Genomic DNA, 16,508 nt, shown 5'->3' on the forward strand with positions numbered 1-16,508 from the left:
CCTTGCTGAGGGTCTTGAGTTCGACTCGCGCTTCTTTTGGCAGATCGCGAGCTTGGATGTCGTCCGGAATGAACGGGTCGTCGTGCCGCGGACGGATCGACTGAAGCTCGCGCGAACGCTCGGCGTTCTCGTCGTACTGTCGTCCCTCGTCGCGAGCGTCTCGGTCGCCGCGGGCCGGTCGGCCTTCTCGCGTCCAGAGTCTGTCGTCGCGTCCCGGCCGCTGCGCGCCCTCACGGCGAGCACCCGCGAACTGCCCGCGAGACTCGTCGCCGCGGTACCCGCCCTGCTGGCGATCACCGGAACGCCCCTCACGAGACTGCGCCCGGTCACCACCACGGTAACCGCCCTGCGGACGATCACCCGAACGCCCCTCACGAGACTGCGCCCGATCACCACCGCGATAACCGCCCTGCGGACGATCACCCGAACGCCCCTCACGAGACTGCGCCCGATCACCACCACGGTAACCGCCCTGCGGACGATCACCCGAACGCCCCTCACGAGACTGCGACCGATCACCACCACGGTAACCACCCTGCGGACGATCACCCGAACGCCCCTCACGAGACTGCGACCGATCACCACCACGGTAACCACCCTGCGGACGATCACCCGAACGCCCCTCACGAGACGGCGCCCGATCACCACCACGGTAACCACCCTGCGGACGATCACCGGAGCGCCCGTCACGAGCGCCGTCGTTCGAGCGGGGCCGGTCGGTCTGGCCGGACCGGGGTGCACCCGGACGTTGTCCGCCACTGCGCTCGGTGTCGCGGCCCCGGTATCCACCACGGCCGCCGTCGGAGTCGGATCCGCGGCCGTCGCCCGCAGCAGGTCGGCCGGTTCGCCATTGGCCGCCACCGCTTGAAGCGCTGCGGTCACGGGACGCGCCGGCGCCGCGTGGTCGACCCTCGTCCGTGCGGGGGCGACGCTGCCCATCGCCAGCTCGCGCGGGATGGCCGGGCTGCTGCCGACGCTCCGAACGCTCATTGCGAGGGTTCTCGTCTGCCGGTGAATCGCTCACGGCTTCTCCTGTCGAATCGGCGGGTCGAGCCCAGCCTATGCTTCCTGCTGCTACCGACCCCGTTAACGCGAAATGGCCACCCATCACTGGGTGGCCATCTCACAAAGAAGTCCGGCGGTGTCCTACTCTCCCACAGGGTCCCCCCTGCAGTACCATCGGCGCAGAGAGTCTTAGCTTCCGGGTTCGGAATGTAACCGGGCGTTTCCCTCTCGCTATGGCCGCCGAAACACTATTGATGTATCAAAAGTGAACGTCGAGCGTTAGCTCGAATCAGTTCTCGACCGTACATCGAGAACCACATAGTGGACGCAAGCAATCTTGGCCTCCCATACCAGCCTTACAACATGTATGAGAGTAGTGATTATCAAGTCATCGGCTTATTAGTACCGGTCAGCTCCATGGGTCTTTAGTCCCCACTTCCACATCCGGCCTATCAACCCAGTAGTCTAGCTGGGAGCCTCTCGCCCGAAGGCATGGAAATCTCATCTTGAGGCCGGCTTCCCGCTTAGATGCTTTCAGCGGTTATCCATCCCGAACGTAGCTAATCAGCGGTGCTCCTGGCGGAACAACTGACACACCAGAGGTTCGTCCAACCCGGTCCTCTCGTACTAGGGTCAGATCCTCTCAAATTTCCAACGCGCGCAGCGGATAGGGACCGAACTGTCTCACGACGTTCTAAACCCAGCTCGCGTACCGCTTTAATGGGCGAACAGCCCAACCCTTGGGACCTACTCCAGCCCCAGGATGCGACGAGCCGACATCGAGGTGCCAAACCATGCCGTCGATATGGACTCTTGGGCAAGATCAGCCTGTTATCCCCGAGGTACCTTTTATCCGTTGAGCGACAGCGCTTCCACAAGCCACTGCCGGATCACTAGTCCCGACTTTCGTCCCTGCTCGACTTGTCAGTCTCACAGTCAAGCTCCCTTGTGCACTTACACTCGACACCTGATTGCCAACCAGGTTGAGGGAACCTTTGGGCGCCTCCGTTACTTTTTGGGAGGCAACCGCCCCAGTTAAACTACCCACCAGGCACTGTCCCTGAACCGGATTACGGTTCTAAGTTAGATATCCAGAGTGACCAGAGTGGTATTTCAACATTGACTCCACCGACACTGGCGTGCCGGCTTCAAAGTCTCCCACCTATCCTACACAAGCCACACCGAACACCAATACCAAGCTGTAGTAAAGGTCACGGGGTCTTTCCGTCCTGCTGCGCGTAACGAGCATCTTTACTCGTAGTGCAATTTCGCCGAGTTCGCGGTTGAGACAGCTGGGAAGTCGTTACGCCATTCGTGCAGGTCGGAACTTACCCGACAAGGAATTTCGCTACCTTAGGATGGTTATAGTTACCACCGCCGTTTACTGGGGCTTAAATTCTGAGCTTCGCCGAAGCTAACCCTTCCTCTTAACCTTCCAGCACCGGGCAGGCGTCAGTCCGTATACATCGTCTTGCGACTTGGCACGGACCTGTGTTTTTAGTAAACAGTCGCTTCCCACTGGTCTCTGCGGCCTTCAAACGCTCCAGGAGTAAATCCCTTCACGCCTCAGGCCCCCCTTCTCCCGAAGTTACGGGGGCATTTTGCCGAGTTCCTTAACCACGATTCTCTCGATCTCCTTAGTATTCTCTACCTGACCACCTGAGTCGGTTTGGGGTACGGGCGGCTGGAACCTCGCGTCGATGCTTTTCTTGGCAGCATAGGATCACCCATTTCGTCAATTAAGACTACGCATCGTGCCTGGGCCTATATGAGAGACGGATTTGCCTATCCCTCGGCTTACACACTTACACCGGGACAACCATCGCCCGGCTGGGCTACCTTCCTGCGTCACACCTGTTAATACGCTAGCCGCACCAGCATGGGGTCGAGCGTTAGGCCCGGACCTTCACCCCGAAGGGATCCGTGTCCAGGATTAGGACTCTTAGCACCACTGGATTAGCTTGGGCGGTTCTTCGCCGGTACGGGAATATCAACCCGTTGTCCATCGACTACGCCTGTCGGCCTCGCCTTAGGTCCCGACTTACCCAGGGCGGATTAGCCTGGCCCTGGAACCCTTGGTCTTTCGGAGGACGGGTTTCTCACCCGTCTTTCGCTACTCATGCCTGCATTCTCACTCGTGTAGCGTCCACGGCTGGTTTACACCGCCGCTTCACTCGCCACACGACGCTCTCCTACCCATCAACACGGCTGGACCACGAAGGCCTACCAATAATGTCAATGCCACAACTTCGGTGGCGTGCTTGAGCCCCGTTACATTGTCGGCGCGGAATCACTTGACCAGTGAGCTATTACGCACTCTTTCAAGGGTGGCTGCTTCTAAGCCAACCTCCTGGTTGTCTGTGCAACTCCACATCCTTTCCCACTTAGCACGCGCTTAGGGACCTTAGTTGGTGGTCTGGGTTGTTTCCCTCTCGACGATGAAGCTTATCCCCCACCGTCTCACTGCTGCGCTCTCACTTACCGGCATTCGGAGTTTGGCTGACGTCAGTAACCTTTTGGGGCCCATCGGCCATCCAGTAGCTCTACCTCCGGCAAGAAACACGCAACGCTGCACCTAAATGCATTTCGGAGAGAACCAGCTATCACGAAGTTTGATTGGCCTTTCACCCCTATCCACAGCTCATCCCCTCAGTTTTCAACCTAAGTGGGTTCGGTCCTCCACGACGTCTTACCGTCGCTTCAACCTGGCCATGGATAGATCACTTCGCTTCGGGTCTAGGACATGCGACTGAATCGCCCTATTCAGACTCGCTTTCGCTACGGCTACCCCTCACGGGTTAACCTCGCCACATATCGCTAACTCGCAGGCTCATTCTTCAAAAGGCACGCTGTCACCCCTACAAGGAGGCTCCAACGGTTTGTAAGCAAACGGTTTCAGGTACTATTTCACTCCCCTCCCGGGGTACTTTTCACCTTTCCCTCACGGTACTTGTCCGCTATCGGTCATCTGGGAGTATTTAGGCTTATCAGGTGGTCCTGACAGATTCACACGGGATTTCTCGGGCCCCGTGCTACTTGGGATACTCTTCGCGCCATTGGAACATTTCGGCTACGGGGTTGGCACCCTCTATGACTGGCCTTTCAATACCATTCGCCTATATTCCTTTGTAACGCTTGCAGTTCGGCAGAAGCTGCTGAAAAGTCCCGCAACCCCGACCATGCAACGCCTGCCGGCTATCACACATGATCGGTTTAGCCTCTTCCGGTTTCGCTCGCCACTACTAACGGAATCGCTTTTGCTTTCTCTTCCTGTGGGTACTGAGATGTTTCACTTCCCCACGTTCCCTCTACCCGCCCTATATATTCAGGCGGGAGTCACTGGGTCACCCAAAGGGCCCAGCGGGGTTTCCCCATTCGGAAATCCTCGGATCAAAGTTCGTTTATCAACTCCCCGAGGCTTATCGCAGATTACTACGTCCTTCTTCGGCTCCAGATGCCAAGGCATCCACCGTTTGCTCTTAGAAACTTGAAATCACATGAGTTTGAATCGATCGGCCCATCCGAAGATGAGCAGATTGACCAATGATCTAATCAGTACATAAGTACTGTTTTTGATCATCTTGTTGTGATCCGAACCCGAAGGTTCGAATCTAAGATGCTCGCGTCCACTGTGTAGTTCTCAAAGTACGGGCGGTACCTTCTCCGCCGGCTATGTATGCCGACAAGAAAAGGTCCAGAGGATTCGGTTCTCATCCGATCGGATGAGGTCCGGTCCCTCAGGACCCAACAGCGTGCATGTGCTTCGCTTCCCGGTTCAAACCGTTCCTATCTACAAGAGATGTACTGAGTTCGAGCCATTCAGCTCCGCACCAATGTCAATGTTCCACCCATGAGCTACCGGCTGAGACGTTTGCTCAGATCCGGCGCCTGGACACTCGTGTCAGCAGAACCGACAGAGTGCCAGATGCTCCTTAGAAAGGAGGTGATCCAGCCGCACCTTCCGGTACGGCTACCTTGTTACGACTTAGTCCTAATCACCGATCCCACCTTCGACAGCTCCCTCCACAAGGGTTGGGCCACTGGCTTCGGGTGTTACCGACTTTCATGACTTGACGGGCGGTGTGTACAAGGCCCGGGAACGTATTCACCGCAGCGTTGCTGATCTGCGATTACTAGCGACTCCGACTTCATGAGGTCGAGTTGCAGACCTCAATCCGAACTGAGACCGGCTTTTTGGGATTCGCTCCACCTTGCGGTATTGCAGCCCTTTGTACCGGCCATTGTAGCATGCGTGAAGCCCAAGACATAAGGGGCATGATGATTTGACGTCATCCCCACCTTCCTCCGAGTTGACCCCGGCAGTCTCCTATGAGTTCCCGCCATTACGCGCTGGCAACATAGAACGAGGGTTGCGCTCGTTGCGGGACTTAACCCAACATCTCACGACACGAGCTGACGACAACCATGCACCACCTGTTTACGAGTGTCCAAAGAGTTGACCATTTCTGGCCCGTTCTCGTATATGTCAAGCCTTGGTAAGGTTCTTCGCGTTGCATCGAATTAATCCGCATGCTCCGCCGCTTGTGCGGGCCCCCGTCAATTCCTTTGAGTTTTAGCCTTGCGGCCGTACTCCCCAGGCGGGGCGCTTAATGCGTTAGCTGCGACACGGAAACCGTGGAATGGTCCCCACATCTAGCGCCCAACGTTTACGGCGTGGACTACCAGGGTATCTAATCCTGTTCGCTCCCCACGCTTTCGCTCCTCAGCGTCAGTTACGGCCCAGAGAACTGCCTTCGCCATCGGTGTTCCTCCTGATATCTGCGCATTCCACCGCTACACCAGGAATTCCATTCTCCCCTACCGCACTCTAGTCTGCCCGTACCCACTGCAGGCCCGAGGTTGAGCCTCGGGTTTTCACAGCAGACGCGACAGACCGCCTACGAGCTCTTTACGCCCAATAATTCCGGACAACGCTCGCACCCTACGTATTACCGCGGCTGCTGGCACGTAGTTAGCCGGTGCTTTTTCTGCAGGTACCGTCACTTTCGCTTCTTCCCTACTAAAAGAGGTTTACAACCCGAAGGCCGTCATCCCTCACGCGGCGTTGCTGCATCAGGCTTGCGCCCATTGTGCAATATTCCCCACTGCTGCCTCCCGTAGGAGTCTGGGCCGTGTCTCAGTCCCAGTGTGGCCGGTCACCCTCTCAGGCCGGCTACCCGTCGTAGGCTTGGTGGGCCGTTACCTCACCAACTACCTGATAGGCCGCGAGTCCATCCTTGACCGAAGTTCTTTCCACGCACAGGAGATGCCTCCGTGCGTCATATCCGGTATTAGCTTCCGTTTCCGGAGGTTATCCCAGAGTCAAGGGCAGGTTACTCACGTGTTACTCACCCGTTCGCCACTAATCCCCCAGAGCAAGCTCCGGGTTCATCGTTCGACTTGCATGTGTTAAGCACGCCGCCAGCGTTCGTCCTGAGCCAGGATCAAACTCTCCGTAAATGTTTAGCTCCGCGATCGCAAGCGACCGGGAAACATGGTGCAGACGCGAGCAGGAAATATGCTCGTGACTGCGAGTTTGTCTTGACTAGTTTCGAATATCTACTGACATTCTGTTTCTAATCCAAAGGAATCTCGCATCGACCGCTAGGCTAGGCCTAGATAGTCAATGCTGAGGTTATTTGGCATTTGACATTGTGCACGCTGTTGAGTTCTCAAGGATCGGACGCTCTCACTTTTCAGCCGCTAGGCTTTCTCCGTGAGGCAACTTGTCTACCTTACCACTCTCAGTCAGTTTGTCAAGTCGGCGTTTCGTGTTCCTCGTTGGCCCTTATGTGTGGGCACAACCGAATCACACGATCCGAACCGGTTAGACCTGCTCAGTGAGTGGGTGTTAATCCTAAGTGCAACAGGCGAGCTAATACAAGCTCGCGTTTGCCGCTAAGTTTAGGATTTGGTCCCTCTTGAGGCCGGGAAGCTCTTCCGCTCTCCCGCACCTTTGGGGTGACAAGTAAGTACTTTACGCAGGCCCCGGAGCCGGTGCAAATTCGGCCTTCATCCCGGGCGTGTCGCCAGCGACTTCCGCGGAATGACGCGGATCTCCCCGCAGGCCTGTGCCTGCCAGCTCTCGCGGGAACGACAGAACCCCCTCGATTGCCGGCGGCATTCGAGGGGGTTCTGTGCACGAAAAGCTTCGGGGGTCAGAGCCCCGAGTAGGCGTGAAGCCCGTGGAAGAAGACGTTCACGATGCCGAAGTTGAACAAGACCGCGGCGAAACCGATGATCGCAAGCCACGCCGACCGCGATCCGCGCCAGCCTCGCGTCGCGCGAGCGTGGATGTATCCGGCATAGATCACCCAGATGATGAACGTCCAGACTTCCTTCGTGTCCCATCCCCAATAACGGCCCCAGGCCTTCTCGGCCCAGACCGCACCGGCGATGAGGGTGAACGTCCACGCGATGAAGCCGACGATGTTGATCCGGTACGCGAGGTTCTCCAGTGCCACCGAGCTGGGCAGGGTCGCGAGGAACCGGAACTGCTGCGGCCGCGACTCCGCGATCTGCCGTTCGCGTCGGTACTGCAGCAACTGCAATCCCGAGAGCGCGAAGCCCAGTGCGAAGAACGCCGTGCCCAGCACGGCCACGATGATGTGGATGACCAGCCAATACGACTGCAGGGCGGGCTGCAATGGGACGACCGGGACGTAATACCGCAACAGGGCGATCCCCTGCAGCACCAGGACCAGGCCGAGCACGAAGGTGCCGACGTACTTGATCGGCCACCGGAGGTTCGCCACCAGGAAGACACCGATGATGACGAGAGTCCCCGTCATCGAGAACTCCCACATGTTGGCCCACGGCACCCTCGCCGCCGCGATACCCCGGAGCACGACGGCCACCAGATGGAACGCGAAGCCGATGATCGTCAGCGTGAACGCCCACTTCAGCGAGGCTCCCCCGCCGGAACCGTTCATCACGTCGTCTTCGACGCGAGTACTGATGCGCGAAGACAAGCGGCCGAGCGCCGATGACGGAGGTGGCGGCGCCTGGTCGGGCTCCCCGCCGATCACTCTCGCCGATGGCGCGCCGACGGGCGCCGCCACCTCGGCACGACGCGCCACTGCGCTGGGCACGACGGCCGCCTCGACGGCGGTGGCTCGCGCCCCGCGACGTGCGAGGTCGAGCGCGAACGCGATGAACGCCGCCGCATAGAGTCCCATCGCCGCGTACAAGAACACGGTCGACAGTTGAGCCAGGGTTTCGGTCACAGTGCAAGCCTAAGTCGTCGGAGGCCCGGACAGGGCCTGTGTGTGCTGATCGGCGACGGCCGTGACCGCGTCGAGCAGATTGGGATCGTCCCCCCGGGCCAACCCTGCGTACTCAAGGGTCAGCGATCCGTCGGCGTTCTCGATGGCCTTCACCCAGAGACGACGGCGCGGAACGAAGAGCGATGTCAGGAGCCCGAGCAGGATCAGGACGGCGAAGAGGAGCACCCAGCCCTGCGCCGGATCATGGTGGACCTCCAGCGTCGCGAAGCGCTTGACGCCGTCGAGGGAGATGGTGCCCAATCCGTTCGGGAGGTCCACCGTCTGGCCGGGCCTCAGCTCGAGCGCCTTGGTCGTGGTCGGCGGACCGGCCAGCTGCTCCAGGGTGTCGGTGTTCAGGCTGTAGACGGACTGCGGGACGCCGTCGTCGACGCCGAGGTCGCCGGCGTAGACGTTCAGGCTCAGGACGGGGTCGTCGAGGCCCGGGAACTTGGAGGCCAGTGCCCCCCGGGCGGTCTGGCTGTCCGTCACCGTCGGATAGAAGAAGCCGATCATCCCGACCTGCTCCTTCAGCCCATCCGGGACCTTCACGAAACCCAGCGACGTGAGGTTGGGATCGGCCTGCGGGATGAACGGGACGGAGTCGCTGAAGACCACGGAACCCTTCGGATCCTTCACCGTGATCGTCGGCGCGTATCCGTTCCCGAGCAGATAGACGTTGGTGCCGCCGATCGCCAGCGGGTCATTCACCTTGATGGTCGTCGTGGCCCGCGCATCCCCGGGACCGTTGGTGGTCACGTGCGCGGTGTAATCGAGTGGGGTGCCGATCGCATCCTGATTCTTCGTCTCGTACCGGACGTCGAGCTTGTTCACTGCCACCGAGAACGGCGCGAGGGTTGCGTCGCTGAAGAACCGTCCGGGGTTGAACGAGTTGTACGACGGCAGGCTGTTCACGAAACTCTGCCCCTCGACCACGATCTTCTGACCGGTGTAGCCGAAGCCGCCACCCACACCGATTGCGAGAAGCACGCCGACCAGTGCGATGTGGAAGACCAGGTTGCCGGTCTCGCGGAGATAGCCGCGCTCGGCCGAGACGGAGGTGGAGCGCGCGTCCTGATACAGGGCGACCCGGTAGTGGTTCGCCTTGAGGACGTCTCGCGCGGCGAGGATCGGGTCGGCGCCGGCTCTCCGCAGTTCGGCGGGGAGGATGCGCGACTGGAAACCGGCCATGCGCGCCAGTCGCACCGGCGTCCTGGGGGGCTTCGCCCGCATGGCCGAGAAGTGATGACTGGTGCGCGGGATGATGCACCCGATCAGGGATGCGAACAGTAAGAGGTAGATCGCCGAGAACCACACCGACGTGTAGACGTCGAAGAACTGCAGCTTGTCGAGAACCGGCGCGAGCGACGGGTTGTCGGTGAAGTACTTGGTGACGCCGTTCGGGTCCGAGCTCCGCTGCGGGACGAGGGATCCGGGAACCGCAGCGATCGCGAGCAGGAGCAGCAGGAACAGGGCCGTTCGCATGCTCGTGAGCTGCCGCCAGAACCAGCGGAGCCATCCGCCTGGGCCCAGCTTGGGCTGCACGACGTCGGGGTCCTCCCGAGGAGGAGCCGATTCGATGTGGTCAGAGGGCCGGCTCAAAACCTTGGATCACCGCCAGGAACTGGGACATGAGGTCGCTCCACAGACCGGTGACCATCAGGACGCCGATGACGACCAGGAGGACGCCTCCGATGATGTTCACGGCACGGATGTGGCGCTTGATGAAACTGACCGAACCGACGACCCAGTCGAAACCGAGGGCGACGAGAAGGAAGGGGATGCCGAGGCCGATGCAGTAGAAGAGGCCGAGGAGGGCGCCTCGCCAGGGGGATCCACTCCCGACGCTGAGGGCGCTGATGGCGGCAAGGGTGGGGCCGATGCACGGCGTCCATCCGAGCCCGAACACGATGCCGAGCAGTGGGGCGCCGATCAGCCCGGTGGCGGGTCGCCAGGACGGCTTGATGGTCCGCTGCAGGAACGAGAACTGGCCGATGAAGACCAGCCCCATCACGATCACGAGCGCACCGAGCACCCGGACCACCACATCCTGCCACCGCACCAGCCAGTACCCGAGCGCACCGAAGGCGGCCCCGTAGGCGATGAAGACGATCGCGAATCCCAGAATGAACAGGGCGACGCCGGTCAGGACGCGCGAGCGGTCGCGCTTGGCGCCCGGGTCGCTGATGCCGCCGACGTACGCGAGATAACCGGGCACCAGGGGCAGCACGCACGGCGAGGCGAACGAGACGAGGCCCGCGACGAGAGCGATCGGCAAAGCCAGCAGAAGCTGGCCGCTGAAGACGATCTGACCGACTCCGCCCACGTCAGTGCTCGGCCACGGCGTCAGAGATGAGGGAGTCGAGAATGCTCTTGTCCGGGATGGCGCCCAGGATGCGCGCCGCGACGCGACCCTCCTTGTCGACCACCAGAGTCGTCGGCGTCGCCTTCGGAGGAACGGTCTTGCTGAAGGCGAGGAGGACCGACCCGGTGTCACGATCGAGCACCGACGGATAGGTGACGCCCTTCTCCTTCTCGAAACTCGCTGCCGTCTGCGCCGAGTCGTAGAGGTTGACGCCGAGGAAGGCGACACCCTGGTCCGCGTACTTCTGGCTCAGTTCTTGCAGCTCCGGCGCTTCGACGCGGCACGGCGGACATCCCGCGTACCAGAAGTTCACGATCAGGACTTTGCCTGCGTAGTCGCGGGACGCCACGGTGTCGCCGTCCTGAAGCGTGCCGCTGAAGGAGATCGGCTCACCCCGGTTGCCCGCGGCGTACTCGCTGACCGTGCCGTCGCCGGCGATGTAGTTCTGGCCGTTGCCGGAGCGGTATTGCGTGGCGAGCGAGTCGTTCGCGGTGCAGCCCGTGAGCGCCAGAGTGGTCGCGGCGACCGCAGCCACAAGTGGAAGGAAAAGGCGGGAGCGGAGAGTGGACGGGGCGCTCACACGGCCCCCACGTCAGTTGCCCCGACCAGCAGACTCGCGGCCGGCTCGACGTAGCCGACCTCGACGAAGCGCTGGGACTCCGGGGTTCGGCCGGGGCGGGCCGGACTCTGCTGCCCTGGTTCAGTCGATCCGCCGGGCGTCTCGGGCAGTGCATCCTGTGCGGGCGCGAGCTCGAAGGTCGTGATGCTGGAGAGTGCGCAGCGCCGCTTCCGCGGATCATGGGGGTAGCGCTCGCCTGCGACCGAGAGGTGCGTGATCCAGATGGGGAGCTGATGGCTGACCAGGACGACGTCGCCGGAATCGACGGACTCGAAAGCCTCGGCTACGGCGGCGAGCATTCGCCGCTCGATGCTCGTGTATGCCTCGCCCCAGCTCGGCCGCAGCGGGTTCACGAGGTAGGGCCAGTAGGCCGGCTTGCGGACGGCGAGCTTCATCTTGGTGCCCTCGAAGCGGTTCGTCGGCTCGATGATGCGTTCGTCGACGATCGGCTCTAGGCCGAACGCGGCCGACACGGGGGCAGCGGACTCGCGGGTCCGCTGAAGCGGTGAGACCCGTAACGCGCTCACCGGACGGGCTCGAGCGACGAGATCGTCTGCCGCAGCCTGAGCCATCCGGTGGCCGAGTTTGGAGAGGCCGAATCCCGGCAGCCTGCCATACAGGATGCCGTCGGGATTGAACACCTCGCCATGGCGGATGAGGTGCACTTGGCTCGCTACCACCTCCTCAGTCTACGGAGGGGTTCCCCTTGAATTCACTGAGCGCGGGGAGCCGTGGAGGACCACCTGTCCACAAGTCGGCGACTCGCTGACCTATCCACACATTTTTGCCTTCGACAACTCACACGTTCGCCAACTTCGTAGCGTCGAGCCATGGCCGACGAGGAAGAAGAGGGTGAGGCTCTTGCGAACATCCCGAACCATGACCGACCGCGCGAACGGATGCGCCGGCTCGGCATCGGATCGCTTACGGACGACGAGGTGCTGGCGCTCGTGCTGGGCTCCGGTCAGACCGGGCGCAGCGTTCTCGCTCTGGCCCGATCGGTCCTGCGGCGGACCGGAGGCTTCCCGGGCCTCGCGACGATGGATTTCGCCCGGTTGGAGCGCCTGCCCGGGGTCGGACCGGCGACCGCCGGCCGGCTGGTGGCGATCACCGAGATCTGGCGGCGGGCCGGAGCGTCTTCGGCGTGGACCCGGCTCGTCGATCACAAGGCGATCGCCGACGTGGTCCGGCCCGAACTGCTCCATCGCGACAGCGAACGCTTCCTCGTCATCGTGGCCGATCGGGCAGCGCGACCGATCGAGCTCGTGCTCATGCGCGACGGCGGCGTGGATGAGACGACCGTGCAGCCCGCCGACGTCCTGCAGGCCGTGCTCACCCGTGGCGGCCGGTCGTTCGCCGTCGCCCACAACCATCCCTCGGGAGTGCTCGATGCGTCCGTCGCCGATCTCATGCTCACCCGCCGGCTCGATCAGTCGGCTGCAACCCTGGGAATCCGGTTCCTGGGGCACGTCCTCGTCGCGGGCGACAGCTGGACTGCCCTGCCCGCCGGGAGCTCTGGAGGTTCGGGGACTACGGCGTCAGGCGCGTCGGTCCGCGGAAGAGGTACGTCGTCTCGCGCAGGTTCGAGAGGTGCAGCATGAGCATCAGCACACGAGCGAGCCCCATGCCGAACCCTCCGTGCGGCGGGATGCCGTAGCGGAAGAACGCGAGGACGTCTTCGAGCTCCTCGACCGACAAGCCCTTCTCGGCCGCCTGCTGCTCGAGGATGTCGACCCGGTGCTCGCGCTGCGCGCCCGTGGAGATCTCGACGCCGTTGAAAATGAGGTCGTAGCTGCGCGTGATCGACGGGTCCTCGGGATGACGCATGTGGTAGTAGGGCCGGATGCTGGAGGCGTAGTCGGTCAGGAAGACGAACTCATGCCCGAAGGTCTCCTTCACGTACGCGGAGATCTGGCGCTCGCCCTCCGGGTCCATGTCGTCGTCGTCGCGCGGGATCTCGTATCCGCGCTCCGCGACGATGCGCTTCGCCTCCGCGAGCGGGATGCGGGGGAACGGAGTCGACGGGACCGTCACCTCGACCCCGAAGAGCCGCTCGATCTCTTCACCGTGCTTTTCTTTCACCGCGGTGAAGCCCGCGACGAGGAGGTCCTCGTGCACCTTCATGACGTCTTCGTGACTGTCGATCCAGCTGATCTCGCTGTCGACGCTGGTGAACTCGGTGGCGTGACGGCTGGTGAAGCTGGGATCTGCGCGGAACGCCGGACCGATCTCGAAGACACGGCCGAAGCCGGCTGCCTGGGCCATCTGCTTGAAGATCTGGGGACTCTGCGCGAGGTACGCGGTCGTCTCGAAGTACGGCAGCTCGAACAGCTCGGCGCGCGACTCGGAAGCAGAGGCCATGAGCTTGGGCGTGTGGATCTCGACGAACCCGTTGTCGACCCAGTACTGGCGGAGGGCGTGCTCGAACGTCGTCTGCACGCGGAAGATCAGGTTGTGCCGTGGCTCGCGCAGGTCGAGGAAGCGCCAGTCCATGCGCTTGTCGATGCCGCTGTCGGCCGCGATGGGGGTCTCGGGAATGGCCGCGGTCTCGACCTCGAGCGACGTCAGCCGGATCTCGATTCCGCCGAGCTTGACGCGCTCGTCATGCTTCAACTCGCCGGTCGCCCGGACGAACGTGCCCTGGGAGAGACCAGAAATGGTGACGGCCGGCTCGTCGGCGACGACGACCCCGTCTTCTCCCACGGTCCGCGGGTTCACCAGTTGAACGGCTCCCGACTCATCGCGCAGCACGACGAACTGCACCTTCTTCTGGTCGCGGACGGTCTCGACCCATCCGGCGACGCTCACGGGGCCGTCGGGGAGGGCGGCGAGGTCTTTGATCAAAGCGCGTGCTGTCACGAGCCCCAAGCCTACCCGTGCCCCAGGTGTGAGAATGGAGGGACCAGGCACGAAGGAGTAGCCCATGAGTTCCGACGACGTCGTCATCCTGTCCGCCGCCCGCACCCCGCTGGGCAAGATCAAGGGCTCGCTGGCAGCGCTCAGCGCCGTTCAGCTCGGGACGGTGGCGGTGCAGAGGGCCCTGGAACGGTCGGGGCTGGATGCAGACGCGGTGGACACGGTGTTGTTCGGCCAAGTGCTCCAAGCCGGAGCGGGCCAGAACCCTGCTCGTCAGACAGCGATCGGCGCGGGAATCGGCTGGGACGTGCCTGCCACGACGATCAACAAAGTGTGCCTGTCGGGGCTGGCGGCCGTGATCGATGCCGCCCGGCTGATCCGGACTGGCGAAGCCACTGTGGTCGTGGCCGGTGGCCAGGAGTCGATGACCAATGCGCCGCACATCCTTCCGGGGTCGCGCCTGGGCTGGAACTACGGCTCCATCCAAGCGCTCGACTCGGCCGCCCACGACGGATTGACCGACGCGTTCGACGGCGAGTCGATGGGAGCGTCGACCGAGCGGTACACGGAGAAGCTCGGCCTGAGGCGCGAAGCGCAGGACGAGTTCGCCGCGCGCTCGCACCAGCGAGCGGGGGCGGCGGCGACCAACGGCGTGTTCGACGACGAGATCGCGCCGGTCAGCATCCCACAGCGCAAAGGCGACCCCGTGGTCGTGCGGACGGACGAGGGCGTGCGGCCCGACTCGACTGCGGAGACCCTTGCCGGACTCCGTCCGAGCTTCGCGAAGGAGGGCACGCTCACGGCCGGCAACTCGTCGCCGCTGAGCGACGGCGCCGCCGCACTGGTGCTGACCAGTCGCGAGAACGCCGAGCGACTTGGTCTCGAGTGGCTCGCACTCGTCGGAGCAAGCGGGCAGGTGGCCGGGCCGGACAACTCCCTCCACTCGCAGCCGTCACGAGCGATCGATGCCGCTCTGAAGCGGGCGGGTTGGAGCGTTTCCGAACTGGATGTGATCGAGATCAACGAGGCATTCGCCGCAGTTGCGCTGCAGTCGATGTCCGACCTGGGACTCGACCCCGCGAAGGTCAACATCCACGGTGGAGCGATCGCGCTGGGTCATCCGATCGGCGCGTCGGGCGCCCGGCTCGCCGGTCACGCCGCCCACGAGCTGGCGCGACGGGGCTCCGGTCGCGCTGCTGTCGCATTGTGCGGCGGCGGCGGACAAGGCGACGCTCTGCTGCTCTACCGCTGAACCCCGTCCGGGGCGCCCTCCTAGCGCTCCAGGTGGCGCTCGGCCGGACCGGTGTACTGCGAGAGCGGGCGGATGAGGGAGTTGGCCGCGTACTGCTCGAAAATGTGAGCGGTCCAGCCGGCAACCCGGGCGGCCGCGAAGAGGGGCGTGAACGTCTCGGTGTCGAAGCCCATGAGGTTGTATGCGGGCCCCGACGGGTAGTCGAGGTTCGGCTTGATGTTCTTGCGTTCGGCCATCGCGCTCTCGAGCGCGTTGTAGAGGTCGAGCAGATCCTGGCGGTCGTAGTGCTCGGCGAGGACGACCAGCGACTCCCTCATCGTCGGAACACGCGAATCGCCGTTCTTGTACACGCGGTGTCCGAAGCCCATGATCTTGCGCTTCTCCGCGAGTGCCGCGTCCAGCCACTCCGCGGCGCGGTCGGCGGTCCCGATCTCGTCGAAGGCGTGCATGACGGCTTCGTTGGCGCCGCCGTGAAGGGGGCCCTTCAGCGCGCCGATCGCGCCTGTCACCGCCGAGTAGACGTCCGAGAGCGTGGAGGCGATGACCCGGGCGGTGAACGTCGACGCATTGAACGAGTGCTCAGCATAGAGGACGAGCGACACCCGGAAGGCGTCGACCACGACGTCATCCGGCACCTCGCCGAACGTCAGCCACAGGAAGTTGCGGGAGTAGTCCAGGTCATCCCGGGGTTCCACGGGTTCGAGCCCGCGCTTCCGACGCTGGATGTAGGCGACGATCGTCGGCAGCTGCGCCAGCAGGTAGATGGCACGGCCCTCGTTGAGTTCCCGGTCCAGGATGCCGTCGGTCTGCTGCAGCGTGGCATCGAGACCACCGAGCTGGCTCACCGCCGTGCGAAGCGCATCCATGGGGTGTGCCGAAGCGGGCACATCATCGAGTGCTCGGCGGGTGCGGTCGTCCAGGCGCCGGAGGGAGCGCTCCAGCGATTCGAAGGCGACGAGCTCGTCGTCGGTCGGCAGTTCGCCATGCCACAGCAGATAGGCGACCTCTTCGAACGAACAGTGCCGCGCCAGCTCCTGCACCGGGTAGCCGCGGTACAGCAAGGAGTTGGTCTGCGGGTTCACCGAAGAGATCGTCGTCGTGTCGACGACGACACCGGCGAGGCCCTTGTGGATCTCGGGGTCGGTCATC

At 62.8% G+C, this 16,508-nt stretch carries 10 protein-coding genes and 3 rRNA genes; 3 read left to right on the plus strand and 10 right to left on the minus strand.

Annotated features, from left to right (window positions below):
- Positions 1-82: 82 nt before the first annotated feature.
- On the plus strand, positions 83-868 hold the full coding sequence (locus tag P3F85_RS15425) for a hypothetical protein (RefSeq protein WP_374008727.1): 786 nt from the start codon (positions 83-85) through the stop codon (positions 866-868).
- 265 nt (positions 869-1,133) lie between these two features.
- Here P3F85_RS15425 and rrf read toward each other — a convergent pair.
- From rrf to P3F85_RS15465, 8 genes are all read right to left on the minus strand, one after another.
- Positions 1,134-1,250 (minus strand): 5S ribosomal RNA (rrf, locus tag P3F85_RS15430).
- A gap of 134 nt (positions 1,251-1,384) precedes the next feature.
- Positions 1,385-4,498 (minus strand): 23S ribosomal RNA (locus P3F85_RS15435).
- A gap of 443 nt (positions 4,499-4,941) precedes the next feature.
- Positions 4,942-6,465 (minus strand): 16S ribosomal RNA (locus P3F85_RS15440).
- The 16S, 23S and 5S rRNA genes sit together here, the layout of an rRNA operon.
- A 698-nt stretch (positions 6,466-7,163) precedes the next feature.
- Positions 7,164-8,231: a c-type cytochrome biogenesis protein CcsB gene (gene ccsB, locus P3F85_RS15445; RefSeq protein ID WP_374008728.1), complete on the minus strand. Its 1,068-nt coding sequence runs from the start codon at positions 8,229-8,231 to the stop codon at positions 7,164-7,166.
- A gap of 9 nt (positions 8,232-8,240) precedes the next feature.
- On the minus strand, positions 8,241-9,869 hold the full coding sequence (locus tag P3F85_RS15450) for a cytochrome c biogenesis protein ResB (RefSeq protein ID WP_374008729.1): 1,629 nt from the start codon (positions 9,867-9,869) through the stop codon (positions 8,241-8,243).
- On the minus strand, positions 9,853-10,593 hold the full coding sequence (locus P3F85_RS15455) for a cytochrome c biogenesis CcdA family protein (RefSeq protein WP_374008730.1): 741 nt from the start codon (positions 10,591-10,593) through the stop codon (positions 9,853-9,855). Before P3F85_RS15455 ends, P3F85_RS15450 begins: the two co-directional genes overlap by 17 nt.
- Before the next feature lies 1 nt (position 10,594).
- Positions 10,595-11,212: a TlpA disulfide reductase family protein gene (locus tag P3F85_RS15460; RefSeq protein WP_374008731.1), complete on the minus strand. Its 618-nt coding sequence runs from the start codon at positions 11,210-11,212 to the stop codon at positions 10,595-10,597.
- On the minus strand, positions 11,209-11,931 hold the full coding sequence (locus P3F85_RS15465) for a histidine phosphatase family protein (protein ID WP_374008732.1): 723 nt from the start codon (positions 11,929-11,931) through the stop codon (positions 11,209-11,211). The genes P3F85_RS15460 and P3F85_RS15465 overlap by 4 nt, the downstream gene beginning before the upstream one ends.
- Before the next feature lie 150 nt (positions 11,932-12,081).
- On the opposite strand from P3F85_RS15465, the gene P3F85_RS15470 reads away from it, so the two are divergent.
- A complete protein-coding gene (locus tag P3F85_RS15470) occupies positions 12,082-12,852 on the plus strand; it encodes a RadC family protein (RefSeq protein WP_374008733.1) in 771 nt (256 codons plus the stop codon).
- Here P3F85_RS15470 and aspS read toward each other — a convergent pair.
- Positions 12,782-14,110, minus strand: a complete 1,329-nt coding sequence (aspS, locus tag P3F85_RS15475) for an aspartate--tRNA(Asn) ligase (RefSeq protein WP_374008734.1) — start codon at positions 14,108-14,110, stop codon at positions 12,782-12,784. The two genes, P3F85_RS15470 and aspS, sit on opposite strands and share 71 nt — an antisense overlap.
- A 64-nt stretch (positions 14,111-14,174) precedes the next feature.
- On the opposite strand from aspS, the gene P3F85_RS15480 reads away from it, so the two are divergent.
- The gene (locus P3F85_RS15480; protein ID WP_374008735.1) at positions 14,175-15,359 is read left to right on the plus strand and encodes an acetyl-CoA C-acetyltransferase; all 1,185 of its coding nucleotides are present in this window, start codon (positions 14,175-14,177) and stop codon (positions 15,357-15,359) included.
- 20 nt (positions 15,360-15,379) lie between these two features.
- On the opposite strand, the gene P3F85_RS15485 is transcribed toward P3F85_RS15480, so the two are convergent.
- The gene (locus tag P3F85_RS15485; protein ID WP_374008736.1) at positions 15,380-16,507 is read right to left on the minus strand and encodes a bifunctional 2-methylcitrate synthase/citrate synthase; all 1,128 of its coding nucleotides are present in this window, start codon (positions 16,505-16,507) and stop codon (positions 15,380-15,382) included.
- Position 16,508 lies beyond the last annotated feature (1 nt).

The sequence above is a fragment of the Leifsonia sp. T36S-04 genome (assembly GCF_042465655.1).
In the GTDB taxonomy this organism is placed as follows: Bacteria; Actinomycetota; Actinomycetes; order Actinomycetales; family Microbacteriaceae; genus Leifsonia.

Coding starts and splice junctions, on each gene's coding strand:
- P3F85_RS15470 (WP_374008733.1), top strand. CDS start 12,082: ATGGCCGACGAGGAAGAAGAGGGTGAGGCTCTTGCGAACATCCCGAAC.
- P3F85_RS15480 (WP_374008735.1), top strand. CDS start 14,175: ATGAGTTCCGACGACGTCGTCATCCTGTCCGCCGCCCGCACCCCGCTG.
- P3F85_RS15485 (WP_374008736.1), bottom strand. CDS start 16,507: ATGACCGACCCCGAGATCCACAAGGGCCTCGCCGGTGTCGTCGTCGAC.